The following is a 24,954-nucleotide window of genomic DNA, read 5'->3' as shown; positions in this document are numbered from 1 at the left end:
TTTGTTATGCACGACGAACTAAAAAGTAGTTATCATCAAATCATTGAAGCTGTCGGTGAAGATAGCAATAGAGAAGGCTTATTAGATACCCCAAAGCGGGCCGCCAAAGCCATGGAGTACCTCACAAAGGGCTATCGAGAAACGCTCGATGAGATCACCAATAACGCCGTATTCACTTCTGATGCAGACGATATGGTGCTGATCCAAGATATTGAACTTTACTCTATGTGCGAGCATCACTTACTGCCTTTTGTCGGTCGGTGTCACATTGCCTATATACCAAATGGTAAAGTACTCGGCTTATCGAAATTTGCCCGCATTGTTGATATGTACGCCCGTCGATTTCAAATCCAAGAACAACTCACTCACCAAATTGCAAAAGCTGTTGAAGAAGTCACGGGAGCAAAAGGCGTAGGCGTCATTGTTGAAGCAAAGCACATGTGTATGATGATGCGTGGTGTAGAAAAACAAAACTCCAAAATGCGCACCTCTGTTATGCTTGGTAACTTCCGAGAAGACCCTAAAACACGCAATGAGTTTTTACAGCTCGTCAAAAACTAAGGACCGTTTATGCAAAATGCGATCATCAATATTACTAACCTCAGGCTGCGAACATTTATTGGCTTTAACCCTGAAGAACGAGAAAAAAAGCAAGATGTTGTACTGAATATAGAGATCCACTATCCAGCAGACACTGCATGTGTCAGTGGTGATGAGGTTGAACATGCGCTGAATTATAAAACAGTAACAAAAGCGGTGATAAGCATTGTAGAAACAGGCCATTTTCTTTTACTAGAAAAGCTCGTCGCCGATATACTAGAAGAATGTCACAGTCACCCCACGGTCACTTATGCAAAGGTAAGAGTAGATAAACCCCATGCATTACGTTTTGCAGACTCAGTCTCCTTGACCCTCGATTGGCAAAAATAATAATACTGAGCGGTAGATTATATCAGCCGCTCAATCCCCATAATGCCCAGTATAATAAATGCGTATCGAGCACCTTTACTCATACTCACCAAGAGTAAAAAAAGCCAAAACCGAAACTTACACAAGCCTGCCACTAAAGTAAGCGGATCCCCTACAATAGGCACCCACGATAACAAAAGACTCCACACACCATAACGCCCAAATAACTGCTGTGCTTTCATGACCTGTTGCGGAGAAATCGGAAACCATGATGTATGCTGATAACTCATCATTTTCAATCCGAGCCAATAATTGACGCAACTCCCCAGTACGTTGCCCATTGTCGCGACTAACCACAATTGAAATAATGTCTCTCGATTATTTATTGCTAACGCAGATAATACGACCTCTGAGCTACCAGGTAACAACGTGGCAGAGCTAAAAGCCGAGAAAAACAACCCGAAATATGTCAGCACTCAGCCCCCTTACCCTAAAAAATATTTGAGCCCAAGTCTTGTGTATTTATACAGAGTTCGACAAAAAAGCATGACGCAACAAACCTGTATACGCCGCGGGCAATCTAACATTATACTGAGATAGCAAGTTATACGTACTAAAAAGCGAGTAATTAAAATAATCATGGAGAACAAGAATGATCAAAAAAGTGAGGCATGTACTTATTGGTGCACTACTATGTGGTGTAATCACAGGTTGCAGCACTGTAGCAAGCACCTCAGTTACAAGTAATAACGGATATGAAACTTATATTAATCCAGGGCAAGCCTTCAAACACACAAGCTTTACTAATATAGATAATAAGAATATCTCACTAGACCCAAATAAGAAGAAGTTAGTACTGTTATTTGCGACTTGGTGCTCTGATTCACTACGTACCTTAAATGAATTAAAAGCCTCTTCTATCATCCGTGACCCGACAGTACAAATTATTGCCATTGGCAGAGAGCAAACTCGCGAAACACTCAAAGAATTCAATCAAAGCTTTGCGTTACCGTTTCAGTTAGTTGCTGACTCAGATAGAACGATATATCAACAGTATGCGAACAAAGGCATACCTCGCCTTATTTTGTTAGATAACAATAACACCGTAGTAAAAACACTCATTGGTGAGCAAGCGAATATTGTTGACCAAGTAATTTGGTAATGTGAATAAAATAAGAGGCTGTAATGAGTAACGATGTTGTTAGCATATTAACCATGGCAAAAGTGATACAAACGGCTGTCGCACCGGTATTTCTTATTACTGGTATTGCCGCGACATTAGGCGTACTGTCAAATCGACTCGCTAGAATAACCGACCGAGCCAGATTGCTCGACCGTAAGGTCAACAGCTCGCAAGATGATATATTGAAAACATCGCTATGTACCGAGATGCGCGCACTGCTCAAGCGTTCTCGCTGCATTCATATTGCATTTAGTATGAGTGTGTTGAGTGCATTATTGGTCTGTGCTGTAGTCATGCTTCTCTTTACTTCTCATCTATATACCATCCCTGTGGGTATTACACTTTCAAGCTGCTTTATTGCTGCCATGATGTTATTAATGGGCGCTTTTTTAGCGTTACTTGCTGAAATATTTTTAGCAACCCGGAGTATGCGAAGAGGCATGATTTTTAAAGATTTAGAATAAAAGAGATTAAATATCGCCTGCAAAGTATCATCAAGATACATTAATCAAGCATAAAAAAACGCCAGTCAATGACTGGCGTTTTTACAAACTATTTCAAGTTACTTTTGTTTGCGACGACGTAGCGCAGCAAATGGTGCAGCAAGTAGCGCTAACCATGCTAAAGAACCTGAAGATGAACCACCAGATGCTGGCAGTGTTACTGGTGCTGGTTGTTCAGCATCAGTGTCAACAGTGTTTGTAATATTTACAATTACTTCAGCAGCTTCTGATGAATTACCAAATACATCAATTGCTACAACCATCAAGGTTGCCGTATTATTACCCGCTTCAAAGTCTAGTACATCAGCGTTATCAACAATCACTTCACCATTCATATTTACTGAAAATGCTGTATGTGTAGAAGACTTTAAGAAATACTCATTAACATCTAAAGTATTTTCCTGCGCTACTAATTCTAATTGGCCAATAACAGTATCTTTTGCGGTATTTTCTTCAACAGAAAACTCTGCAGAGTTCAACTTCGGCGCTGTGAATGGGTTTTCATTCTCTAATACTGAAGAACCCACTGTCGCCATAACACCTTCAAACTCACCAGACGTCAATGCAAATGCAGACTCAGAATTGATATACGCTTTTTCACCTGGTGCAATTGCAGACACTGCTGCGCCTGACGCATTGGTAAACGTCGCTGGTGATGTTGCAAATGTTGTCGAACCAGTCAATGTGTCCGTTACATCATACGCACCAATATCGTAACCATACCCAACAGAAGCTTCAATGGTAATTGCATCACCTAAGTTATCTGCAGTTAGACCAATCAAGTTTGAACAACCTGTAAACGTCACAGTATTCGAACCAGCAGTATGATAAAGGTTTGTTAAGAATGCCCACTGAGGTGCACCATCAACAATTGCACCACTTACCGTACGAGAACGACCTGGTACTGCAGCGCTTCGGCCTACATCACTATATTGCGCTAAGGCATAATCGTATGTACCGTCGTTATCAATATCTAAGTTCATAGCATAACCACCGGCCTTACGCAGGTGAGTCAATTCATCACGCAGCATGATAGACGCGGTAAATGCTACGCCTGTATCACACCCTTCAGCATTAACTGCATTGAATGTAGTCGCTAAGATATTAAAGTCTTTTTCAGATTTACTGACCTCAGTGCCCATTGCTACCAACTGCTCTGACATTGGTGTTACGTCTTTAAAACCATTGTTTTTCGCAACGACTTTAACTTCACCGCCTACAAGTTCATAGCCAAGCTCTAGGCCAACGGCCGCTTTTGGTAAAGCATGATAAACAAGGTGTAGGTCGTGATCACCTTCCGTGCTTGGGTCATCAAATACAAGAGCACCATCAAATTCTGACAATGTTAATGCAGGGCTACGTTCTGCCAACTCATCAGCATCTAATGGGTTCTTTAACTTCCATTCTGGTAATTTAGCAGGGTCGATTGTTAGTGTTACATCGAACTCGACTGTTTGACCAGCAGGAACAGTAATTGACTCAGGAAGATCCCAACTAACCGCGTCTGTTGCAGTGTCATTTTCGTAACGTGCTTCGGTACGTAGGTTATAGGTCTTCTCTTCATTCGAGAAATTTTTCAATGTGACTGTTTTAGTGTAAGCCGTGACGTCAGCAACATTTTCAAAACCAAATGACAATGCAGCTTGGTTCGTGTCAAACTCAGATTGGTATACCCATGCAGCCACTGGCAGGTTAACCGCTTTTTCAACATCAACAAGGCCTGCACCGATTAAGCTGATTGGTGCCAATGGTGAATCAGGGTTAACTGTTTCAGCTTCAACTGTGACATTTAAATCAGCCGTGTTCATTATGGTTGCTTTAATTTCATAAGCATTACGTTCAGGTAAAGCTTCACGGATCAATGCAACTGCACCTGCTGTCATCGGGCCTGAGAATGAAGTACCTGTAGCGCCAGCAACTTTATCTTGCGTACCTGTTGCTGCAACTTGAATGTTCACACCAGGCGCCGTAATTTCTGGTTTTAGTAAACCATTTACTGACGGGCCACGTGAAGAGAAATCAGCTACAGCACCAGCAACATTTTTCATTTCCACTTGAATCGCGTACTCAGCTGCTTCACCTGCTGCTAACTTATCTTTTATCGCTTTACCCGCTTGGAAGTTCACACCGACAGAGAAAATAGTCACGTCTGTCGAACTACCACCCATTGGCGCTGGAGTACCATCATCGTTATTATTTGCAATTAATACAAATGCCGCACCTTTAGCTTGCGCATTCAATACTTTAGTTACGAATGCACATGCACCACGGTCAATCAATACCGCTTTACCAGAGAAATCAACATCGTCAGCAAATGCGTCACAGCCATTTTGGTTTGCATCTGGGTAGACCAGTTCTGCATTGCTGTTATTGAATGAGAACGCGTCTTGTGGACCAAAGCTTGCAGCTTGGATAACTGTTTCACTACCAGCAACTGTGCCTGATGCAATACCTTCTTCGAGCGTTGGGTGTGTCATCGCACCCACTGATAATGCATTTGGTGTCGTACTTGGTCCACCGATGCGGAACGGATGATCACCGTCATTACCCGCAGAAATAACCATATTTACACCTAGATCAACAGCACGTTGAATCAGGTATTGTGTGCCGCTACCCGTGTAAGTATCTCCAAACTCACCACCTAGAGACATATTAATTACATCAACACGGTCTGAAATGTCGCCGTCACCATTTGGATCCATCGCTGACTCTAGGGCCGCAGCTTGAGCTGCACTTGGACAACCACCACCACATACTGAATACACATATAGCTCAACGTCTGGCGCAACACCCGTTACTGAGTGAGATACTGATGTTCCATGGCTTGTTGGTGCATCATCTTCTGTAGGTTCTGCTGGATCGTTTTCAATCGGATCCGCATCGTCACGCATGTAATCATAACCACCCTTTACTTGACCTTGTGGCCATGCAACCGCTGTAGGATCTGCTTGAGCTGCTTCATACGCTTCAACCGTACCAGCGGCTTCATTAAAAATTTTATGCGTGTAATCTATACCAGTATCCAGTACAGCTACAGATTGCCCTGCCCCCGTTGCCACACCTTCAGTGCGTACTGGTGTCGCTTTAATATAGTCAGATGATTCAGCAATATGTAACTCAGCATCAAACATTGGTAGAACTCGCTCTACGCGAGTATCTTTGGCAATCGCATTAAGTGCTTCTTTAGAAGCTTCAACAATTAGCGTTGGCGCTAAAACACGTGTTTGGCCGATAACTTTAGCATTGAAGTCTAAGCTATTTAATTCTAGTGTTATATCTTCTTGAATTCTTGATATTTGCGCCATTGTTGCGCGAGCATCACCAGCTTGGTAAGTCCCTTGCGCATACAAGCTCGCCGCTGACGTGGCTTTTAAAACAATTAGATAAGATGTTGGCTCATTCTTTTTAACATCCGTAGTTTCTGTAAATTTTACAGCATTAAAGTTAGCAAAATTATTTACCATATCAGCAGTATTTGCTGATACGCCAGAAGTTAATAGCACGCTACCAACTGCTGCTGCAATTGTTGATTTTTTGATAAGCTTTGACATCATTTCCCCTAGGACTTGTTGTTAACTGATTTAACAGTTGGCGTCTTTGTTGTTAAATATCACATTGCAATTTGTCGTGTTTGTTGATTTTATTCGACCAATGAGAGAGGTCATTAATATAGTGTGAAAGTACCAACACAATCAACAGCAAATACAAACAAAAGAAACCCGGCATTTACAACAGGGCAAAAATAAAAGCCAAGACACTGATTTAAAGAGATTTATTATTGTAAAAGAAAGTAAACGATTCTGTCATCAAACCGAAATAGATATCAATAATAACTACATTAAAGGCCTAAGTTATCGGTAAACGCATACAACTTGCCTTTTCTAACGCTTTTACGTAAAACATTAAGTCATTCCAAACAAGGGGCAAAATATGAAAAAGTTAATTATGATTGGCGCTGTATTAAGCGCACTTTCAGCTAATGTAGCAGCAAACTCACTCTTTGAAGCACCAGAAGATGCAATCGAATATAGAAAAGCTGCGTTTCAACTGATCCGATATCAAATTGGCGACATGGGCGATATGCTTAAAGGTAAAGTACCTTTTGATGCACAAAGGTTTGCTCAACGTGCTAATAATGCAGCAAGTCTGTCAAGCATGCCATGGGAAGCGTTTACAACAGGATCTGACAAAGGGGATACAAGTGCATTACCAGCAGTGTGGAGTGAGCGTGCAAAATTTGATGAAAAAGCACAGTCATTTGCAAAATACGCAAAAGCTTTAGCGGTTGCGGCACAGTCTGGTGATAAAAAAGTCATCGCACCTGCTTTTAGAAATTGGGCGAAGGGTTGTAAAGATTGCCACAAATCTTTTAAAGATTAAGGTAAGTTTACCCACTTCATAAATGTAAACGGTGCATATGCACCGTTTATTAATGAGCTAATCGACATTCAGTAAAGCCATCAGAGGCTCTTGACCCCATAAAAATAAGAGTACAGTAGCCAGAACAATAAATAACAAATACGCAAATTTTCCAGAGCGCATATGCGGTTTATCCGCAGCGTCTGAGCTATACCCTGTTACTAGGGTCTTGACCAATTTTTTCCCTTTTATTCTATAAAACACAATTGCTGAAATATGCAGCCCAATTGCCAAAATCAAAAGGTCTATGTTATCTCGGTGTAAGTCGTTAGCAAGCTCAACCCAGGCATACGAGACATACTGTACTAACGGCCCTTCAACCAATATGTCATCACTGCTCATTAACCCACTCAATAACTGAATAAATATCAGTGTAAAAAAGACTAATATCATCACACTACCCGCAGGGTTGTGCCCTGTGGCTGGTTGGTCTTTTAATAAGGCGCTTATAACCGCTTTAGGTGAATGAAATAATGACGAGAGCCGGGCCGTACTGCTACCAAAAACGCCCCATATGATCCGTGTGATCATCAAGGCTAATAGCATATAACCGGTCACAAAATGTAAATCTAACCACCCTTCATCGCCACTGATATACAACACCGCAATGCCAATCACAAGTAACCAATGAAACCCCCTAATAAAACCATCCCAAACTTTAACCATTGCGCCCCTCTCTAGCCTTAATTTGGTTATTCGAATAATTTTGAGTATGACAAACTCTTAAGAGCAACGCATCACTATATGCGATGAAAGTCTTACCTTATCAGCTAAAGTATGGGGGATAAATACATGAAGAGCCCCACTCTAGTGGGGCCTAACATAAATCATCGTAACAGCGTATTGCGGCCAGTCATTAACTAATCACACACTGGCTAATAAAATGCGCTTACTTTTCTCTATAGTGACCGCTTGCTGCTCGCCCAATGCAACCATGCCATGGCGCTCTAATTGCGCGCATACTTGCGGTGCAACCTCTTCACCCAAACCATGATCACTAAAACGTGTAAGCATATTAAGCTGCTGAAAAAACTGCTCAGTCAACGAAATTGCATCTGAAATCGCGTTATCAGGCTCTGTAGTATCTAAATTAAAGACCCGCTCTGCGTACTGTAATAATTTTTCACGCTTTTCTTGCTGCTGCTCTGCCATCATACGGGGTAAAATAATTGCCAACGTTTGTGCGTGGTCTAACCCATATAACGCGGTGATCTCATGTCCAATCATATGTGTTGACCAATCTTGTGGTACCCCAGCACCAATCAAACCATTTAATGCCATAGTAGCTGACCACATAACGTTCGCTCGGGTTTGATAACTGGCTTCCTCCTTTAAAACTTTAGGGCCTTCTTCAATTAACGTTAATAATAACCCTTCAGCGAAGCGATCTTGTACCTTTGCATCAACCGGGTAAGTCAAGTATTGCTCCATGATATGAACAAAGGCATCAACAACACCATTCGTCAGCTGACGCTTAGGCAGTGACTGCATGACATTTGGATCAAGTACAGCAAACTGAGGTTGAACTAATCCAGACGCAAATGGCAGTTTATCTTGTGTGTCAATGTTTGAAATAACGCTGAAGCTATTAGACTCAGAGCCTGTAGCAGGTAAAGTCAATACGACACCAATTGGCAGCGCCTTATTAATTTGTGCACCTTCGGCCAGAATATCCCACGGTTCCCCGTCAAACAAAGCAGCCGCGGCAATAAACTTACATCCATCTATCACTGATCCCCCCCCAACGGCTAAAATAAAGTCATAGTGTTGAGTCTGGATAAGCTCTACCGCACGCATACATGTCTGGTAGCTTGGATTGGGCTCAATACCCGCAAATTCTCCCCAAGTAAAATCACTCAGCGCTGCAACAACCTGTTCATAGATACCATTTTTTCTAATACTCCCCCCACCATACACCACCAGCACTTTTGCACCTTTAGGTATACTGTGTTTAATCTCTAAAATCTGCTGCTCACCAAAATGGATTTGAGTCGGGTTCACAAAACTAAAATTCAACATACTTTACTTACTCCACGAGTCGCTATATGTGGCCCACGCCACCTTGCCAATTCGATGAGTTTAATGATCATTTAACGAAACAAACAGCCACAAAACAGCAAATTACTTTTGCAACACAGCAACAATAAAGCAGATATAATTAAATTATCTATTTTTAGCGAGGTAATAATATGTGGCAAGGTCTTGATGTATTTCTGGCAGTTGTTGAACACGGTAGTTTCAGCAAAGCTGCCAATGTATTAGATGTATCAACATCTTATGTAAGTCGACAGATCCAACAATTAGAGCAACGCCTTGGAACCATATTAATTCATCGTACCACTCGCGCTCAGAACCTGACTGATAGTGGCCGAGAGTATGCAGTGAAACTCAAAGTTATTCAGCAAGAGTTGATCGATGCAACCAACCATATTCAAGGTATTCAAAGGCAACCTAAAGGGTTAATTCGCCTCAGTGGTGCCGGCGATTTTGTGGCTAATCGTATCGCGCCTGTGGTGGCTGAATTTTTACAACGCTACCCAGAGGTCAGCATTGAATTCGACTTTAACAATCGTAATATTGATTTGGTTGAAGAAGGGTTCGACCTAGCCATTCGTTTTGGCAGATTACAAGATTCAAATCTCATCGCTCGAAAGTTATGCCATCGCCCCATGAGCCTCGTCGCAAGCCCGGAGTACATCACACGTCACTCCCCGCCAATTCACCCCTATGAATTGGCTAACCATAATTGTTTAATTGCGATCAATAACCGTTGGCGATTTAATATTGCTCAGCAAGTTGAAGAAGTCAAAGTAGCGGGTAACTGGCGCAGTAACAATCCTCATGCCATTCTCAGTGCGTGTAAACAGGGGTTAGGAATAGCACATCTAGCACAAGATATTGTTGCCGAATCTATCAAAAGTGGCCAACTCGCTTATTTATTGCCTGAATTTCAAGTTCAAGATAATGCCACTTGGTTGGTTTATCCGCGCAAAGACCTTATGCCATATAGAGTGAGATTATTAATTGAGTTTTTACTCGAACACTTTAGTTAAGGGTGTGCTAGAGTTGTTTCATAATAACAAAGCATAAAAATAGGAAGTCTTATGGATACTTTTTATCAGTTTTCTGCCACCACATTACAAGGTCAACCATTCGACTTCTCGTCTTTACAAGGCAAAGCGGTACTCATTGTAAATACCGCGAGTGAATGTGGCTTAACGCCACAATATGAAGGGCTGCAGGCGCTCCATCAACAATATGCAGAGCAAGGGCTGGTGATCATTGGCTTTCCCTGTAATCAATTTGGTAAACAAGAGCCCGGTAGCCCAGAACAAATACAGCAAGGCTGCCTCATTAACTATGGTGTAGATTTCACCATGATGGAAAAAATCGATGTTAACGGCGATCACGCCCACCCCTTATATACTTACCTAAAAGCCCAATTACCTGGCCTATTAGGACAACGGATCAAATGGAATTTTAGTAAATTTCTAATAAACCGAGCTGGGCAACCTATCAAACGCTATGCGCCTACCACCAAACCCGATAAGCTAAACAAAGACATTGAAGCAGTGCTTGCGAACCCATAAAAGTAACAAGGCTGCACGCGCTTTTTACTTCTGAAGTAGGGTGTCTATACTGCGGCACCTTATTACTCTAAATAATCAAAATCGCTATCGCCTACATCTTTGCGTAAACGTTTTTGCTCTAAATAGTCATCAATTTTGCGCTTCACTTTGCGCTTTTGCTTGTCATGCTGATTTCGCTCTAATTCATCGAACTCACTATCGGTGAAATCATCATCAAGCCCATCATATGAATACGTTTTACCCACAATCTGCTCCAATCACGTTGCCAAAACAGCCTATGTACTTTCATGAAGTGGCGCATGACTGTTCACTTCTTAGTATTTAGCTCTTAATATCCATTTAGAGAAATGAGAGTTTTTTATCGTTTCAATGAAAACTTTTTATCAAAATCTTTAAATGGTCAACTTCACTAATTTTTCGTTTTATTTACCATTTTTATATTTTCACCATCACAAACAAAAAGCATAATCCATTGATAAATAACAATAATAAAACTGGCATTCATCTTGATTGTTTAATAGTAACCCATAAGATAAAAAGGCTTAGTCATGAAAAAATTACTACTCCTCGGCGCACTTGTTACAAGCTCAAGCGTATTTGCAACCAATAGTCACTCATTACAATTTAATTCTGATGAATGCCAAGTAGAATTTAAAAATGATGTGATGATCACGCCAGACCACTTACAGATCACCACCGCACAACAAAGTAAATGGACAATCAATGACTCAGGTGATGTTTTAAAAGATGGCCAAGTGCTCTCTCTCACATCAACGCAACAAGATGCGATGCGCGACTATGCAGATTCACTCAGAGTGCAATTACCCAAAGTAGCCAACATTGCGCTAGAAGGTGTAAAAATTGCTGGTGTTGCACTCAATGAAGTAAGTAACGCGCTTGAATTAAGTAGCCTTGACTCTATTGGCACTGTACTCGACGAACTACATATTGAAATCAATGAAACCTTCTATCAAGACGGTGCGTTTGTCATGGGCAAACAAACATTTGACCAATTTGGCAATAACTTCGACAAACAATTCGAAGACCGCATAGAATCAGCCGTTCAAGGTGCCATGATGGAGTCGATAGGCAGTATTTTGATGGCTATTGGCTCAGAAATGACCAGCTCTAACGGCGACATGAGTAGTTTTGAACAGCGCATGAAAGATATGGGGCAAGCCATAGAAGAAAAAGTAGAAATGCAAGCTCGAGCCATTGAATCACAAGCAGATCAATTGTGTGATCAATTTGAAACCATTGCGCAAACAGAACAGCAATTACGTCAAAATATTCCCGAGTTTTCAGGCTATGCTTTATTTAAGACACAACTCAACTAGGCCTAACTGACAACCAAAAATTATCTCCCAGCCGAAATAGCCAGTAGTGCACTGGCTATTTTTTTGCCTTGAATAAAAGCTGACCTAATAAAGCAATCGCTTGCTCCACTTCATTATTCCACACCAATCCATAGCTCATACGTATACATGACTCATATTGCGTACCTGCACTAAATAATACGCCAGGTGTAATGCTGATCCTGTGCGCTATCGCCAATTGAAACAACTTTGAACCACTATACTCAGTGCCTAAATCAACCCAGATCACACAGCCCCCTTGCGGATCACTCAGCCGAACGGAGCTCGGAAAATAACGACCCAATGCTGTGACCATCTGTGTTTTATTAAACAATAAACGTTTGCGCATGAGCTTTAAATGGCGGTCATATTCCCCACTGGCCAAGTAATCAGCCAGTACCAATTGATTCATCAACGAACTAGAACAACTTAATGCGCGCTTCAAACGTCGTGCTTTTGCGCTATGAGGACCCGCGACCATCCAGCCAACACGATAGCTTGGCGCTGCTGTTTTCGAAAAAGAGGCGCAGGTAATGACGTTACCTGTTGAGGTATAACACTGAGCAGGTTTGCCACGGCGTTCTGTAAAATGTAAGTCTCCATACACGTCGTCTTCGATGAGCGTTACCTGATGATACTCTAGTAACTCCACCAATGCTTTACGGCGTATATCAGGCATAAACGAGCCTAACGGGTTATTTATACTTGTAGAAAATACACACGCTTTAATATCATGCTTAAGTAATGCTTCGCCAAGATCACAGAGCCAGACACCATCATCTGGACACACTGGAATTTCAATCACTTTCAGCCCTAAGCTTTCGACTAACTCGACAATACCAAAGTAACAAGGGGATTCAATAGCGACTACATCGCCCACCTCAGTAACACACTGCAATGCAATTGCTAACGCTTCTTGTGCGCCATTTGTGATCACTAATTCTTCAGTGCTCACCACTAACCCCAAGTCCAAATAGCGGTGTACTATCTGCTTTTTTAATTGATCTAGTCCATCCATAGCACCATAACTCAGCATATTGCCACCCATACTATGCATTGCTCGTCGCATCAGCTTGGCCAGTATTTTTTCTGTGCTGGCAACCATAACTGGGTTAGCAATGCCAAATGGCGTAATGCTCGGTTGATGAATGGCATCATATACTTGTTCAATAAGCTGCTGTTTGTTTACCACAATCGGCTGGCTTGGTAATTTGACTCGTTTAGGCATTGGGTTACTGGCATTGACAGCCTGCAAAAAATAGCCCGATTTCTCTTGCGCTCGCACTTTCCCTTGCGCTTCTAATACTTGATAAGCTTGCTTTACAGTCGGAATACTGACATTGAGCTTACCCGCCATCGCTCGTAACGAAGGCAGTTTATCACCCGGGCATATCATACCCTGACACACCATATCATCGATAAGGGTGATCACTTGTTCATACAAAAACGATTTGTGCTGCTTCGAAATAACAAAACTCATAATGCATTCATCTGTATAGGTCAATTTTCATTTATTCTGTATATAGCATATACAGAATAAATACCTACAATGATACATCTTCCGCGCTCAATTAAAAGTTAGTTTACACTTACAAACTTCAAGGATATTACAATGCAAAGCGTGCTGCTCTATATCATGACAGTATTAATTTGGGGTTCTACATGGTTAGCCATTGAGTTTCAGCTAGGTACTGTCAATGAGATCGTCTCTCTATGCTTACGCTTTTCTCTAGCCGCTCTATGTATGTGGGGGTATGTATTATTTAAACGTATGCCCATGTACTTTGATCTCAAAACGCATGGTTTTTTCATTTTACTTGCCATGGGTAATTTTGGCTTAAACTACTTAATGCTGTATTACGCACAAGGGTATTTAAATTCAGCAATGGCCTCTATCGCATTTTCACTATTGCTCATATTTAATATCATCAATACGCGGCTATTTTTTGGTAAGCCTATCGCAAAAAGAATTTATAGTGGCGCTCTGTTCGGAGTCGCGGGTATTGTCGCCCTTTTTTGGCATGATTTAAGTCAGTTTGACCTGAGTAGCGGTGCAATCGTCGGCCTAGGACTTGCCTTATTGGGTACTCTTATCGCGTCATTTGGCAATATGGTAAGTGTTCGTAATTCCAATGAAGGCATAGGTGTATTACAAGGCAACGCTTGGGGCATGTTATATAGCAGTGTATTACTCGCTGTTTTCGCGCTCCTCAATGGAGAAACATTCGTCATCAATGCGCCTTGGCAATATTGGAGCTCACTGATCTATTTGGCTGTATTTGGCACCGTTATCGCTTTTGCCAGCTACTTCTCTTTATTAAAAAATATAGGCCCTGAAAGAGCCAGTTACATCATCGTCCTATTTCCTTTAGTCGCCGTACTTTTGAGTACTTACTTTGAGGGTTTTACATGGCAAGCCAACACCTTTGTCGGGTTCAGTTTGGTCTTGCTTGGCAATGCCATTGTATTAACACCTTTTGATAAGTTAAAAGCCCATTTAGCCGCTTCCCCAGTGAGAACTTAATAAGCTCTCGCGCAAATGCCGCCAGCGCATGGCGGCATTTATTTTTCACCTACTTCATACATATCAACACGACAATTAGCAGGCTGTTTTAAGCGTATTGCATCAGGGCAACAGCATACTTTTGCGGGTGTTTGACCTATGATCTCGCCATCGGCCTCAATATCTAAGCCATCGGTATATATCATAAAGTGCGTACCCCCGGTTTTTATAACACTCGATAGACGTATGTGCTGAGCAAACAACATATAAGTAAATGTTTTCAGCCTTGCTAGAAACGACTCACCATAAAAGTGCATACCGACCAGTTCACCGCTCTGATACTGCGCCGTTGGCGCACACTTTAAGCCCGCAGCAAAGTATTGCCCATTGGCGATAAGCAGCATCATCATCGATCTTGACGGTGCACTCGACGTTGCAAGGCGCACATTACGGTAATTAAATAGATTTAATAACCCAGCCCAAATATAGCTAAACTGCCCCCGCTTTTGCTGACTTTGCATTGTTCTCACCACATGCGCACTAAAACCTATGCCCAGCATATTTATAAAATACCGCCCATTAACCATACCCACATCAACAGCTTGTTCCGTGCCGGTAAACACACACGCTCGCCATTGCGCCATCGACAGCTTAAACTGACGAGCAAAGTCATTACCTGTACCTGCTGGCAACAAAGCTAAGTTACATGGTTGCCCAATCATTGCATTAATCACCAAATGCAACGTACCGTCTCCTCCGATGACCACAACAGTCGCTTGCCCAACGCATTGACTGCGTATCTGAGCCACATCTTCTGCAAACCTACCTGAGGTAAAAAACCACTCATTCGCAATATTTTTCTTCGCAAATTGTACTTTTAACCACTTCACATGTGATTGGCTACTCTTAGAACTACACGGTTTAACAACCACCAGCATAAAACACCAAAAATAATAAAATTAATTAATATGAATAATTAGTCAAAACACAACTAACCAAAATCAACAACACCAAGACAACTTATTGATATAACTATAATAAAACAAAACAACACCAAGCAAGGCAATGAATAAAACCACAAAAACACAACAAGTTACCATCGCAACAAATAAATATACATTAGTTTTATTAGGTCAAAACATGTAATTTTTATTGCTTTAAATTTAAACTATATGCGCGCAAAATAGCCTTGCTTTGTAAATAACCACTGATTTAATAGGAACTGACTATGCTTAATTCTGCTACTGCGTACACTAACCCAGAAACCACCGCACCAACAAAAATACCTTTTGATTGGATGGCTTTTTTTAACCGCATTGGAAAGCTCTACGCGCTAAGTGCTGTTTCTCGTTACAAGTAACCTATATAAAGCCCAATACGGCTATCCGAAAATACGAGATATCGGCTTAATAACCTACTCCAAGCCTATAAATTTACGACATTTTTCTTGTTTTTTGAAATAAAACCCCAAAAACAGTTTAAATTTCGTCCAAACAGTTCAAAAGTGGTTTACAGCAGCACGTTCGCTGAGTATTATCGTTGGCTCTGGAGAGATGGCTGAGTGGTCGAAAGCACCGGTCTTGAAAACCGGCAAGGGTTTGTAGCCCTTCTAGGGTTCAAATCCCTATCTCTCCGCCATATTTTAAAGTTTTGCGCCGGAGAGGTGGCCGAGTGGCTGAAGGCGCTCCCCTGCTAAGGGAGTATAGGGTTTGTAGCCCTATCGAGGGTTCGAATCCCTCCTTCTCCGCCATTTCTTATAAAAAAACCGTTCTTATTGAACGGTTTTTTTATGCCATTTTTTTACTATAACCTCATTTATATTAGACACATTTTTTATTCTGCCTCATTGTAGTTGCTATTTTATCCATTCAATTGCGTTAAAAATTGTCTGAAAACATCTGCTTGCATCCGTGCCTTCCCTTTAGAACAAAGCTATACTTCATGAGCGCTATCATCACTTTGTAAACTGTATGACTTTAACGTTTAAGCATCGCTGGCAAAATTGGCTATGTTACCTCTTATTTGTAATTGGCTACTTTACCTCAGGTAAAGCCCTCACGGCATTTGCGTTTCAAGATCAAGTCTTGCCTATCTGGTTGCCTGCAGGCGCCGCGTTAGTCGCAACATATATCTGGGGATGGCGCTTTATTCCAGGCCTACTACTTGCTTCTTTTATGTTTAATTGGACTACCGCTTATGGGTGGCAGTTGCAAACGCTATCGCTTATAACCGCCAGCCAAACACTAATCATTGGCGCAGGTGCTGTTATTCAAGCGATGGTAGGGGGATATATTTTACGACACTGGTTAGGGCACCCCCTCTATCTGATGAGCCGTAAACATATACTGTATTTCGTATTAATTTTAGGGATAAGCGTCAACCTGATCTCTGCCAATATTGGGGTTTTATCGCTGAGCTTTTATCACCCTGATTATAGTTTCTCAAACCATTGGCAAAACATGCTGGCATGGTGGCTAGGTGATTCACTCGGTGTGCTGATCTTTTCACCTATCTGCCTTATTTTGATCAATCCATGGCTCACAAACCCAGTACCCAACCACAATGCACTGGGTACGCTTGCAGCATGTACTGTCTTATTTAGCTCTGTGGCAATGACCACCTATTTATACAATCAGAACAACAGTAAAAATGCCAACATTGCAGCTGAGCGAGAAGTAAAAATCATAGAGCATATTATTTACCGATATGTAAACCGCAGTATGCTTGCCATCCAAGGACTAGCTAATCAACTACAATCAACCCCTAATTTTAGCCATCATGACTTTATGGAGATCAGTAACTCTATACGCGCTGAGTATACTTTTATTAGAGCACTCTCATGGAATGTTTATATTCAACAGCCTCAAGCCACGACGTTAAATAAACAACTCAACGACCTCTATGGCTCACAAGTAAGTATAAAAGGCGCACCTCTAGCACCTGATGATCCATTGGTGGTGGTTAAATATATTTCGCCACAACCGAGTAATTTAGGCGCACTCGGGCTCAATGTTTACGCCACAAAAGCACGACAAGCGGCTTTAAACAACGCACTGAACTCCTTACAGCCACAAGCCAGTCACATAATCTTTTTAGTACAAGAAACGCGGCCATCTCCTGCTTACCTGCTGGCCTCGCCTGTTTATCAATATACTGGGCTGCAAGCACAAACCTTACTCGGCTATGCCACTGGGGTGATACAAGTCGATACGTTACTTGGGGAAGTACTCAAACAAGCCAATGCAGAACGCTTTGATATTTCATTTTATGATGGTAAAAATACCAACCCTTTTTATAAGAACTTTGAACACACAAAGACCAACCATAGCGCTCGCTGGACAATTCCGTTGTATATCTCAGGCCAAAAATGGCAAATGAAACTTGCTGTAAAAGAAATACATACGACCCATCAAAATAAATTACAAACATTGTTTTTGCTTATCTTACAGCTCACGATCACCACTCTGATTGTTTTTATCGTTTTACTCTTTAACTACCAACACCATGCGTTAAATGAATTAGTTGCCAAACGCACTCGCTCACTGGCACAAGCAAAACAAGCGTCGGATAAAGCCAATCAGGCAAAAAGTCGCTTTTTAGCCAATATGAGTCATGAAATACGTACGCCACTCAATGCCGTAATAGGGTTTGCGTCTTTAGCTGCCGATAACCAAAATACAACGCAACTACATACCTATATCAATCGCATTGGTACCGCGTCCAAAACACTACTCAATCTCGTCAATGACATATTAGACATTGCTAAAATTGAGTCTAACCGCTTGCAACTGGACTGCCACACCTTTGAATTACATGCGTTATTAAAACGACTCGATGCAATGTTTGCCGCATCAGCCAGTAACAAAGGGATCTCATGGGAAATTGATCACGATTTACACGGCGAGTATTGGTTACAAGGCGATGAAATGCGGATTGAACAGATCCTGCTCAACCTATGCAGCAATGCAGTCAAATTTACACAACATGGTGGTGTCACCGTCAAGTTAGAAGTGAACGAAGCCACACCGCATGTCCAACTGCGATTGAGCATTGTAGATACCGGCATTGGCATTGACGAATCGCAATCTCACACTATTTTTAACGCATTTAGCCAAGCTGATAGCTCTACATCGCGTGAATTTGGGGGGACTGGCCTCGGACTAGCCATTGCCAAAGAGCTCGCTGAATTAATGCATGGTTCACTCACCCTCAAAAGTCAATTGCACACTGGCAGTTGCTTTACGCTTGAAATTCAATGCCAAACAGCCCGAGCTCCAACCGCACCTAAACTAGACATTGATACCGAAAAGCTAAAGCGGCTACATATTTTGGTTGCTGAGGATAATGCCGTCAACAAGCTAGTCATTAAAGCGATGTTAGATTCATTTCACATCACGCATACCCTCGTAGAAAACGGCCAACAAGCTGTTAATGCAGTAGAATTAGATGAGTATGATTTGGTGTTGATGGATTGTCAGATGCCCGTCATGGATGGCTATCAAGCAACAACATTGATCCGCCAACACAAAGATGCTGACACGCTACCCATTATTGCGCTCACAGCCGATGTGATGCCTCAAGATAAAGCCCATGCACTCGCTGTAGGATTTAACCAACACCTTGCAAAGCCGCTAGAGCGAGACAAATTGGCCATATGCTTGGCGCAATACTGTTGATACTTGGACTTAAAAGCTATCTCGCGTACGATAGGAGCCCATATCAAATGAAGCTACTTAAAGACCGTAACCGCTTATAATTATGTTTAGCTATCAATTTATTAGTCAGATTTCAACCATTGGACGTACCCAGTGGAGCACACTTGCACAACAGAACTTGTTTTGCCAATACGAGTGGTTAGTGGCATTGGAAAACAGCCGTTGTGCCAGTGCTGATACTGGGTGGCAGCCACATCATTTGGCGATTTATCAACAAGACACCTTGGTAGCCATTTTACCAGGCTATATCAAGTCTCACTCATACGGTGAATATGTCTTTGATTGGTCTTGGGCTGAAGCATATGAAGCCCACAATTTGACCTATTACCCTAAATGGGTATCAGGCGTCCCCTTCACCCCCATTACTGGCAAACGCATACTGACAAAAACGCTTACGACAGAACTTTCAGCTTATATCCAACATGTATTACAACAAGAGATGTTAAATAAGCAATGGTCTAGCACTCATATTAACTTTCTCACCCAAGCAGAACACTTCAATGACACTATGATGGTTCGCCATGCGGTGCAATTTCATTGGCAGAACAAAGGCTTTCAGTGTTTTGATGATTTTTTAGTAACCATGACTGCACGAAAGCGAAAAATGATCAAAAAAGAACGCAGCCAAGTTGCAGCGACTTCGCTCAATGTTATTTGGTTAAGTGGTGATGAGATCACGACAGAACATATGCAAGGCTTTTTTAGCTGCTATCAGCAAACCTACTTAAAACGCTCCGGTCACCATGGGTATCTTAATTGGGCATTCTTTGACGAAATACAGCGTACCATGCAAAAAAGCATACATTTATGCATCGCCTACGATACTGAAACCCTCGTCGCTGCCAGTCTGTACTTGAGCGACGGCGATATACTTTATGGACGATATTGGGGGTCTCTGGCGGAATACCAACATCTGCATTTTGAGTTGTGTTATTACCGAGGCATTGACTTTGCTATCAAAAATCAATTGCTACGATTTGATGCAGGCGCGCAAGGTGAACATAAATTAGCAAGAGGGTTTGAGCCCATCACCACATACTCAGCACACCAAATTGCAGATCCGATGTTTGCCAGGGCCATTACAGACTTTATCGCCAGAGAGCGCATACATATCGCCCAATATGCCTTGCAATGTAAAGCACAACTACCGTTTAAAAATGAGTAGCCGGTTATTCGCTGGCATAGCATGATCAGCCTGTAGGCTTAGTTCGCTATCGCGGGCCAATTCAATGATCCACTCACTGTCTCTGATCCCACTCAGCGGGTCTCGCTGTAATAAATGCTGATGAAACGCAGCATTACTATCACTGGTGAATTGCCCTGCGTAATTAAATGGTCCATAAATTACCAATAAGCCATTCTCTCTTAAATGCTTTTTGACGCCTGTAAAAAAGCGCTCTACTAATGCTTTACTCACAATATGCAATGTATTCGCACTGTAGATCACCGGCACATCGTCTACCGGCCATGCATCATTTAAGTCCAATGACAAAGGAGGGTGTAAATTGTCTAACTGTGCTTCGTGTTGCCAACTTAATATTCCTGCATGGTTAATACTGCGATCACTTGCCAACCATTGCACATGAGGTAAAGCTTGCGCAAAGTACACGCCGTGCTGACCCGTACCAGAACCAATTTCCAATACTTGATCATAATCCCGTAGTAAAGGTGCTAACACCGTTAATATTGGGCCTTTATTATTCTCACACGCTTGAGAAAACGGTTTATCTACTATCATCATTGCACCTATTTAATCCATTACTGCTTTATATTGATGCAATCTGTTTCGCAAATTGCAAGCTCACACCACATAAAAATCATAATAACTTGTTTTATATAACTATTTATTATTGGCACAGTCACTGCTTTATCTACTATGTATTGTTATTAGAAAACCAACAGGACGCACATTATGTTTATTTCAACCATTACCCATATGCCAATAACTGAAACAACCTTAGTCGGCACGCATGAAGATAACTTATTCACTACCAGCGAAGAATATCGCAAAGAAGTACAAGACATACTCACACCGACTGAACAAGAAGACGCACCAAATACCGCTTACACATTTATATTGGGATATAACTAACCCAAACAAGGCCACTAATGTATGCCTATCAACACGCAACTATTGCGCTAAAACCCTTTTAGTGTAATGATAATGGTTATCGTTACACTAAAAGGGTTTTGCTATGCATCCTCATCAAGCCGTCAGCGCTTACTCTCCAAAACTCGCTACAAATTGTAAACGCCCGCAACTAGAGGCCCCTATGGTGGTAGCCCAGTTTATTGATGCAGGTATCACACTTGCAAAATGGTATGGCTGCAATAAATGCGCTTTATTACAAGAGCTTTACCTCAAACGTACCTTTGATGAATTGCTTCACAATATTGCAGACCCATTAGTGCACAACGCCTTGCGCCAGCAATGCCAAGATCAATTATATAAGCCTTTATTGGCATTAAAACGTTTTTATAAATCGATCCCACATGGTAAAGCACGCTTTCTAAAAATAGAACATGAAGCCCGTGTTATTAGCCATGCCTTTAACCCATATTCATAGGAGTCCCAATGACCACTTTTCGCCAAGCTTCCGATAGCATGGGTACACTTGATGTACCTGAAACTGCGTTATACCAAGCACAAACACAAAGAGCGGTAAACAACTTCACGGTAAGTAAACTGACGATGCCAGAAGCATTTATTCGTTCATTGGCATACATCAAGCAAGCCGCAGCGGAAGCAAATGCTGAACTCGGTCATTTAGATCCAAATATCGCCAAAGCGATCATTAGTGCTGCACAAAGTATTATTGATGGCGAACACCTGGAGCATTTTCCTGTCGACGTATTCCAAACCGGATCAGGTACTAGCTCAAACATGAATGCGAACGAAGTCATTGCGACACTGGCTTCTACACAAAGTGGTCTACAAGTTCACCCCAATGATCACGTTAATATGGGTCAAAGCTCCAACGACGTTATTCCAACAGCCATTCATGTTAGCAGCGCTATAGCTGTCATTTACGACTTACTACCTGCGTTAAAACATTTATCACAAACTATCGAGCAAAAATCAGCAAGCGTCGGTCATCATGTGAAAACAGGTAGAACCCACCTAATGGATGCTATGCCGGTGACATTTGCACAAAGTCTCACTGGATGGCAGCACCAGATTGATAGTGCATACCAAAGTATCTTACACAGTGTCGAGAAAGTCTTTGAACTTGCACAGGGTGGCACAGCTGTAGGGACTGGAGTAAATGCTGATCCAAAATTCGCTAATTTATTTAATCAATTCCTGAGCAGCAACGTGGGGATCCGCTTTTCAGCCAGCCAGAACTTTTTCTATACCATAGGCTCGCAAGATGCCATTGTTACTTTATCAGGCCAGTTAAAAACATTAGCGGTAGCAAATATGAAAATCGCCAATGATTTACGCTGGATGAACTCAGGCCCGCTAGCTGGCCTTGGCGAAATAGAACTTGAAGCGCTGCAACCAGGGTCCTCTATTATGCCTGGTAAAGTAAACCCTGTGATCCCTGAAGCCACAGCCATGGTAAGTGCGCAAGTCATTGGTAATGATGCAACCATTACCGTAGCTGGCCAATCTGGTAACTTTGAACTGAACGTGATGCTGCCGGTTATTGCACACAACATTTTAGAAAGCATCGAAATCTTATCGAATGTCAGCCGATTGTTAGCAGATAAAGCCATTGCCAGCTTTAATGTCAGTGAACAAAACATTCAAAAAGCACTCGCCAAAAACCCGATATTGGTTACAGCACTTAATCCGGTGATCGGTTATGAGAAAGCCGCACAAATCGCTAAACTCGCATACAAAGAAGGCCGTCCAATTATCGATGTTGCCAGTGAACATACTGACCTATCAATTGCAGAGTTAACCCAATTACTCGACCCTAATAAACTCACACAAGGCGGTTTATAACACCAGCCAACTATTGGCTCAGCAGGCAGCTGAGCCAATAGGCTTGTATCATCATTCAAACACGGGCACACTGAGTAAAAAATAACTCAGGACGTTTCATCTATGCATCAATTTCTTATCTCTGCAATAATCCCATTCATGATCGCTGGATGCGCTCCTAGCGCTTCTGTGTCCATACCAGATGCGAACCAAACACCTGCAAAAGTTGATACCCAAGCAAAATACAGTAACCCTGTCGAAGCTGTACCACACGCGCCGAAAAACACGCTCAGTGCGGCCAGAGAGAAACTAAAAGACATGACCAAAGATAAACGATGTGACTCGACAATGCAGTGTCAAGTCATCGCTGTCGGAAGTCGAGCCTGTGGTGGTCCAAGTAGCTATGTGACGTTTTCAACTCAAGCAGCCGATTTGCAAGTCGTTAAAAAGTTAGCTGATTCTATTACTGTATTAGAAAGCCAATATAATGCTAAAAACCGTATGGTCAGTATTTGTCAGCACCTAACACAGCCCAGTACACAATGTGTTGAAAATAAGTGTGTTAAAATACAGGGTAATGCACAAGCCACATACTAAGGAGTCATAATGAGAGGCATTGTTTGCTCAATTACTATTTTATTACTGGGTGGCTGTATCAGTACACCAATGCTCACATCATCCAATAATACACCGACTCAAAGCTTGTCTGAACTCATAGAAGACACCTCGTGCAGTGCAAGTTTTCAATGTAAAGTACTCAGTGTTGGAGAACGAGCCGCATGTGGTGGGCCTAGTCAGTACCTCGTGTACTCAAACAAAAGCGTAGATGAAGAGCAGGTAGAAAAGCTCGCAGAGCAAGTCACTGTTAAAGAGAGAATAATCAACCAAGAACAAGCTCAAGTTGATGTTTGTAAGCAAGTTTTACCGATTCAAGCACTCTGTATTAATAACCAATGCAAAGCGTTTACGATTAAATAGCTATACAAAAAGCTGCCCTACAAATGATATTAATACTATCAGTAGGGCGCACCCACCTGCTCGCCAGATGTATATAGGCCTCACCTCTCGCTTAACCCAGTAACAATAAATAAAACGCGCAAAGTAAGTAGCCGACATGCCGAATAAGGCAAAGGTCAAAAGCAGTAACAACATATAGTACGACACACCCTCTCCCTTTATTAACACAGCCCATCTTATGGAAACATTGCGCATCTGGCGAGTTAATCATAATGGGTATAAAAATCACAGATATAATAACGTGAATAGCACTCAGAAGCACATCAATAAAGCCTCCTGATATGCTCTGGGCTATAGTGCCCACGCTAATACTCAGATATACAGCTGTTACATATTCTAATGACTCTGAGAGCACGCGACAATGCGACTATTATAATTAGCTCATTTACAGTGATTATATCAATGATGGATCCTGACCCTCGTCAGGAAGACAACGAGGTGAGCGTAATAAAAGCTCCGTGTCTAAATATAAGACTACCGTCTCCCTGAATTCATTTCAGGGTCCATGGCTTTTCACTGCCTTTTACGAGTACAGAAAGGTGTGAAAATAACAATGGCAAGCATCAGTGTCATGGATCCTGACCTTCGTCAGGAAGACAACTAGGTGAGCGTAATCAAAACCCCGCCTCTAAATATAATACCAATCTGCATAAAGATTAAGTCAATTTTATCCAATCTCTTGAGCACATCTTTCTAACTCTCTCAGGAACTGAAATGAATTTGTTCCATGCTTTTGAAACTTGCTCAACAATATCTTCATAACCCTTAAATGTACGATTGAATAAACAGTGCTGACGGAGCCAACTCCAAACTTGTTCTATTGGATTTA

The 24,954-nt window shown here is 41.9% G+C and carries 25 protein-coding genes, 2 tRNA genes and 1 pseudogene; 19 read left to right on the top strand and 9 right to left on the bottom strand.

The window, feature by feature from the left end; genetic code table 11:
• The first annotated feature begins 6 nt into the window (after positions 1–6).
• Together folE and folX are read left to right on the top strand one after the other, a co-directional pair.
• A complete protein-coding gene (gene folE, locus BGP78_RS05425) occupies positions 7–561 on the top strand; it encodes a GTP cyclohydrolase I FolE (protein WP_119860453.1) in 555 nt (184 codons plus the stop codon).
• Between the two features lie 9 nt (positions 562–570).
• Positions 571–930 carry a dihydroneopterin triphosphate 2'-epimerase gene (folX, locus tag BGP78_RS05420; RefSeq protein ID WP_119860452.1) on the top strand — a complete coding sequence of 120 codons (360 nt, stop codon included), beginning with the start codon at positions 571–573 and terminating at the stop codon, positions 928–930.
• Between the two features lie 17 nt (positions 931–947).
• Here the strand turns inward: folX and BGP78_RS05415 are convergent, their stop codons facing one another.
• Positions 948–1,382 carry a YqaA family protein gene (locus BGP78_RS05415; RefSeq protein WP_182912228.1) on the bottom strand — a complete coding sequence of 145 codons (435 nt, stop codon included), beginning with the start codon at positions 1,380–1,382 and terminating at the stop codon, positions 948–950.
• Positions 1,383–1,561: 179 nt separating this feature from the next.
• Here BGP78_RS05415 and BGP78_RS05410 point away from each other — a divergent pair, with 179 nt between their 5' ends.
• Together BGP78_RS05410 and BGP78_RS05405 are read left to right on the top strand one after the other, a co-directional pair.
• On the top strand, positions 1,562–2,071 hold the full coding sequence (locus BGP78_RS05410; protein ID WP_119860450.1) for a TlpA family protein disulfide reductase: 510 nt from the start codon (positions 1,562–1,564) through the stop codon (positions 2,069–2,071).
• A 23-nt stretch (positions 2,072–2,094) separates the two neighbouring features.
• The gene (locus tag BGP78_RS05405) at positions 2,095–2,556 is read left to right on the top strand and encodes a DUF2721 domain-containing protein (protein ID WP_119860449.1); all 462 of its coding nucleotides are present in this window, start codon (positions 2,095–2,097) and stop codon (positions 2,554–2,556) included.
• A gap of 98 nt (positions 2,557–2,654) precedes the next feature.
• Here the strand turns inward: BGP78_RS05405 and BGP78_RS05400 are convergent, their stop codons facing one another.
• Positions 2,655–6,149 (bottom strand): S8 family serine peptidase, encoded by a 3,495-nt coding sequence (locus BGP78_RS05400; protein ID WP_119860448.1) that lies wholly within the window; start codon positions 6,147–6,149, stop codon positions 2,655–2,657.
• A gap of 376 nt (positions 6,150–6,525) precedes the next feature.
• On the opposite strand from BGP78_RS05400, the gene BGP78_RS05395 reads away from it, so the two are divergent.
• On the top strand, positions 6,526–6,975 hold the full coding sequence (locus BGP78_RS05395) for a cytochrome c (protein ID WP_119860447.1): 450 nt from the start codon (positions 6,526–6,528) through the stop codon (positions 6,973–6,975).
• Between the two features lie 57 nt (positions 6,976–7,032).
• Here BGP78_RS05395 and BGP78_RS05390 read toward each other — a convergent pair whose 3' ends face one another.
• Both BGP78_RS05390 and BGP78_RS05385 read right to left on the bottom strand, forming a co-directional pair.
• Positions 7,033–7,680 carry a cytochrome b/b6 domain-containing protein gene (locus BGP78_RS05390; protein WP_119860446.1) on the bottom strand — a complete coding sequence of 216 codons (648 nt, stop codon included), beginning with the start codon at positions 7,678–7,680 and terminating at the stop codon, positions 7,033–7,035.
• A 198-nt stretch (positions 7,681–7,878) separates the two neighbouring features.
• Positions 7,879–9,033 carry an iron-containing alcohol dehydrogenase gene (locus BGP78_RS05385; protein WP_119860445.1) on the bottom strand — a complete coding sequence of 385 codons (1,155 nt, stop codon included), beginning with the start codon at positions 9,031–9,033 and terminating at the stop codon, positions 7,879–7,881.
• A gap of 170 nt (positions 9,034–9,203) precedes the next feature.
• Here BGP78_RS05385 and BGP78_RS05380 point away from each other — a divergent pair, with 170 nt between their 5' ends.
• Positions 9,204–10,067 carry a LysR family transcriptional regulator gene (locus BGP78_RS05380; RefSeq protein ID WP_119860444.1) on the top strand — a complete coding sequence of 288 codons (864 nt, stop codon included), beginning with the start codon at positions 9,204–9,206 and terminating at the stop codon, positions 10,065–10,067.
• A 51-nt stretch (positions 10,068–10,118) separates the two neighbouring features.
• Positions 10,119–10,604: a glutathione peroxidase gene (locus tag BGP78_RS05375; protein WP_119860443.1), complete on the top strand. Its 486-nt coding sequence runs from the start codon at positions 10,119–10,121 to the stop codon at positions 10,602–10,604.
• Positions 10,605–10,666: 62 nt separating this feature from the next.
• Here BGP78_RS05375 and BGP78_RS05370 read toward each other — a convergent pair whose 3' ends face one another.
• Positions 10,667–10,849, bottom strand: a complete 183-nt coding sequence (locus tag BGP78_RS05370) for a PA3496 family putative envelope integrity protein (protein ID WP_119860442.1) — start codon at positions 10,847–10,849, stop codon at positions 10,667–10,669.
• A 303-nt stretch (positions 10,850–11,152) separates the two neighbouring features.
• Between BGP78_RS05370 and BGP78_RS05365 the strand changes: the two genes are divergently transcribed.
• Entirely contained in the window at positions 11,153–11,941 is a 789-nt protein-coding gene (locus tag BGP78_RS05365; protein WP_119860441.1) for a YggN family protein, read from the top strand.
• Between the two features lie 55 nt (positions 11,942–11,996).
• On the opposite strand, the gene BGP78_RS05360 is transcribed toward BGP78_RS05365, so the two are convergent.
• Entirely contained in the window at positions 11,997–13,439 is a 1,443-nt protein-coding gene (locus BGP78_RS05360; RefSeq protein ID WP_119860440.1) for a PLP-dependent aminotransferase family protein, read from the bottom strand.
• A 132-nt stretch (positions 13,440–13,571) separates the two neighbouring features.
• Between BGP78_RS05360 and BGP78_RS05355 the strand changes: the two genes are divergently transcribed.
• Positions 13,572–14,483, top strand: coding sequence for a DMT family transporter (locus BGP78_RS05355; protein ID WP_119860439.1), 912 nt, complete (start codon positions 13,572–13,574; stop codon positions 14,481–14,483).
• A 38-nt stretch (positions 14,484–14,521) separates the two neighbouring features.
• Here the strand turns inward: BGP78_RS05355 and BGP78_RS05350 are convergent, their stop codons facing one another.
• A complete protein-coding gene (locus BGP78_RS05350; protein WP_119860438.1) occupies positions 14,522–15,400 on the bottom strand; it encodes a diacylglycerol kinase family protein in 879 nt (292 codons plus the stop codon).
• A 290-nt stretch (positions 15,401–15,690) separates the two neighbouring features.
• Between BGP78_RS05350 and BGP78_RS22840 the strand changes: the two genes are divergently transcribed.
• The 5 genes from BGP78_RS22840 to BGP78_RS05330 all read left to right on the top strand — a co-directional run bounded on the left by BGP78_RS22840 (position 15,691) and on the right by BGP78_RS05330 (position 20,342).
• Entirely contained in the window at positions 15,691–15,822 is a 132-nt protein-coding gene (locus tag BGP78_RS22840; protein ID WP_259386171.1) for a hypothetical protein, read from the top strand.
• A gap of 187 nt (positions 15,823–16,009) precedes the next feature.
• Positions 16,010–16,100, top strand: a tRNA-Ser gene (locus BGP78_RS05345).
• A gap of 19 nt (positions 16,101–16,119) precedes the next feature.
• Positions 16,120–16,212, top strand: a tRNA-Ser gene (locus BGP78_RS05340).
• A 220-nt stretch (positions 16,213–16,432) separates the two neighbouring features.
• Positions 16,433–19,138: an ATP-binding protein gene (locus tag BGP78_RS05335; RefSeq protein ID WP_119860437.1), complete on the top strand. Its 2,706-nt coding sequence runs from the start codon at positions 16,433–16,435 to the stop codon at positions 19,136–19,138.
• A 76-nt stretch (positions 19,139–19,214) separates the two neighbouring features.
• Entirely contained in the window at positions 19,215–20,342 is a 1,128-nt protein-coding gene (locus BGP78_RS05330; RefSeq protein ID WP_182912227.1) for a GNAT family N-acetyltransferase, read from the top strand.
• On the opposite strand, the gene BGP78_RS05325 is transcribed toward BGP78_RS05330, so the two are convergent.
• Complete coding sequence (locus BGP78_RS05325) at positions 20,322–20,915, bottom strand: DUF938 domain-containing protein (protein ID WP_119860435.1); 594 nt, start codon at positions 20,913–20,915, stop codon at positions 20,322–20,324. The two genes, BGP78_RS05330 and BGP78_RS05325, sit on opposite strands and share 21 nt — an antisense overlap.
• A 174-nt stretch (positions 20,916–21,089) precedes the next feature.
• Here BGP78_RS05325 and BGP78_RS05320 point away from each other — a divergent pair, with 174 nt between their 5' ends.
• From BGP78_RS05320 to BGP78_RS05300, 5 genes are all read left to right on the top strand, one after another.
• Complete coding sequence (locus BGP78_RS05320) at positions 21,090–21,269, top strand: hypothetical protein (protein WP_119860434.1); 180 nt, start codon at positions 21,090–21,092, stop codon at positions 21,267–21,269.
• Positions 21,270–21,372: 103 nt separating this feature from the next.
• Complete coding sequence (locus BGP78_RS05315) at positions 21,373–21,744, top strand: hypothetical protein (protein WP_171044383.1); 372 nt, start codon at positions 21,373–21,375, stop codon at positions 21,742–21,744.
• Positions 21,745–21,752: 8 nt separating this feature from the next.
• On the top strand, positions 21,753–23,129 hold the full coding sequence (locus BGP78_RS05310) for a lyase family protein (RefSeq protein WP_119860433.1): 1,377 nt from the start codon (positions 21,753–21,755) through the stop codon (positions 23,127–23,129).
• Between the two features lie 102 nt (positions 23,130–23,231).
• The gene (locus tag BGP78_RS05305; RefSeq protein ID WP_119860432.1) at positions 23,232–23,705 is read left to right on the top strand and encodes a hypothetical protein; all 474 of its coding nucleotides are present in this window, start codon (positions 23,232–23,234) and stop codon (positions 23,703–23,705) included.
• 9 nt (positions 23,706–23,714) lie between these two features.
• Positions 23,715–24,086 carry a hypothetical protein gene (locus BGP78_RS05300; protein ID WP_119860431.1) on the top strand — a complete coding sequence of 124 codons (372 nt, stop codon included), beginning with the start codon at positions 23,715–23,717 and terminating at the stop codon, positions 24,084–24,086.
• A gap of 695 nt (positions 24,087–24,781) precedes the next feature.
• Here the strand turns inward: BGP78_RS05300 and BGP78_RS05290 are convergent.
• Positions 24,782–24,954 (bottom strand): annotated as a pseudogene (locus BGP78_RS05290) (IS630 family transposase); the annotation flags it as partial.

It is taken from the genome of Pseudoalteromonas sp. MSK9-3 (genome assembly GCF_003590335.1).
In the GTDB taxonomy this organism is placed as follows: domain Bacteria; phylum Pseudomonadota; class Gammaproteobacteria; order Enterobacterales; family Alteromonadaceae; genus Pseudoalteromonas.
This window is presented reverse-complemented; position numbering and strand designations above follow the sequence as displayed.

Bases quoted from the DNA above. Each gene is read 5' to 3' on its own strand.
- folE (WP_119860453.1), top strand. From the start codon at position 7: ATGCACGACGAACTAAAAAGTAGTTATCATCAAATCATTGAAGCTGTC.
- folX (WP_119860452.1), top strand. From the start codon at position 571: ATGCAAAATGCGATCATCAATATTACTAACCTCAGGCTGCGAACATTT.
- BGP78_RS05410 (WP_119860450.1), top strand. From the start codon at position 1,562: ATGATCAAAAAAGTGAGGCATGTACTTATTGGTGCACTACTATGTGGT.
- BGP78_RS05405 (WP_119860449.1), top strand. From the start codon at position 2,095: ATGAGTAACGATGTTGTTAGCATATTAACCATGGCAAAAGTGATACAA.
- BGP78_RS05400 (WP_119860448.1), bottom strand. From the start codon at position 6,149: ATGATGTCAAAGCTTATCAAAAAATCAACAATTGCAGCAGCAGTTGGT.
- BGP78_RS05395 (WP_119860447.1), top strand. From the start codon at position 6,526: ATGAAAAAGTTAATTATGATTGGCGCTGTATTAAGCGCACTTTCAGCT.
- BGP78_RS05390 (WP_119860446.1), bottom strand. From the start codon at position 7,680: ATGGTTAAAGTTTGGGATGGTTTTATTAGGGGGTTTCATTGGTTACTT.
- BGP78_RS05385 (WP_119860445.1), bottom strand. From the start codon at position 9,033: ATGTTGAATTTTAGTTTTGTGAACCCGACTCAAATCCATTTTGGTGAG.
- BGP78_RS05380 (WP_119860444.1), top strand. From the start codon at position 9,204: ATGTGGCAAGGTCTTGATGTATTTCTGGCAGTTGTTGAACACGGTAGT.
- BGP78_RS05375 (WP_119860443.1), top strand. From the start codon at position 10,119: ATGGATACTTTTTATCAGTTTTCTGCCACCACATTACAAGGTCAACCA.
- BGP78_RS05365 (WP_119860441.1), top strand. From the start codon at position 11,153: ATGAAAAAATTACTACTCCTCGGCGCACTTGTTACAAGCTCAAGCGTA.
- BGP78_RS05360 (WP_119860440.1), bottom strand. From the start codon at position 13,439: ATGAGTTTTGTTATTTCGAAGCAGCACAAATCGTTTTTGTATGAACAA.
- BGP78_RS05355 (WP_119860439.1), top strand. From the start codon at position 13,572: ATGCAAAGCGTGCTGCTCTATATCATGACAGTATTAATTTGGGGTTCT.
- BGP78_RS05350 (WP_119860438.1), bottom strand. From the start codon at position 15,400: ATGCTGGTGGTTGTTAAACCGTGTAGTTCTAAGAGTAGCCAATCACAT.
- BGP78_RS22840 (WP_259386171.1), top strand. From the start codon at position 15,691: ATGCTTAATTCTGCTACTGCGTACACTAACCCAGAAACCACCGCACCA.
- BGP78_RS05335 (WP_119860437.1), top strand. From the start codon at position 16,433: ATGACTTTAACGTTTAAGCATCGCTGGCAAAATTGGCTATGTTACCTC.
- BGP78_RS05325 (WP_119860435.1), bottom strand. From the start codon at position 20,915: ATGATAGTAGATAAACCGTTTTCTCAAGCGTGTGAGAATAATAAAGGC.
- BGP78_RS05320 (WP_119860434.1), top strand. From the start codon at position 21,090: ATGTTTATTTCAACCATTACCCATATGCCAATAACTGAAACAACCTTA.
- BGP78_RS05315 (WP_171044383.1), top strand. From the start codon at position 21,373: ATGCATCCTCATCAAGCCGTCAGCGCTTACTCTCCAAAACTCGCTACA.
- BGP78_RS05310 (WP_119860433.1), top strand. From the start codon at position 21,753: ATGACCACTTTTCGCCAAGCTTCCGATAGCATGGGTACACTTGATGTA.
- BGP78_RS05305 (WP_119860432.1), top strand. From the start codon at position 23,232: ATGCATCAATTTCTTATCTCTGCAATAATCCCATTCATGATCGCTGGA.
- BGP78_RS05300 (WP_119860431.1), top strand. From the start codon at position 23,715: ATGAGAGGCATTGTTTGCTCAATTACTATTTTATTACTGGGTGGCTGT.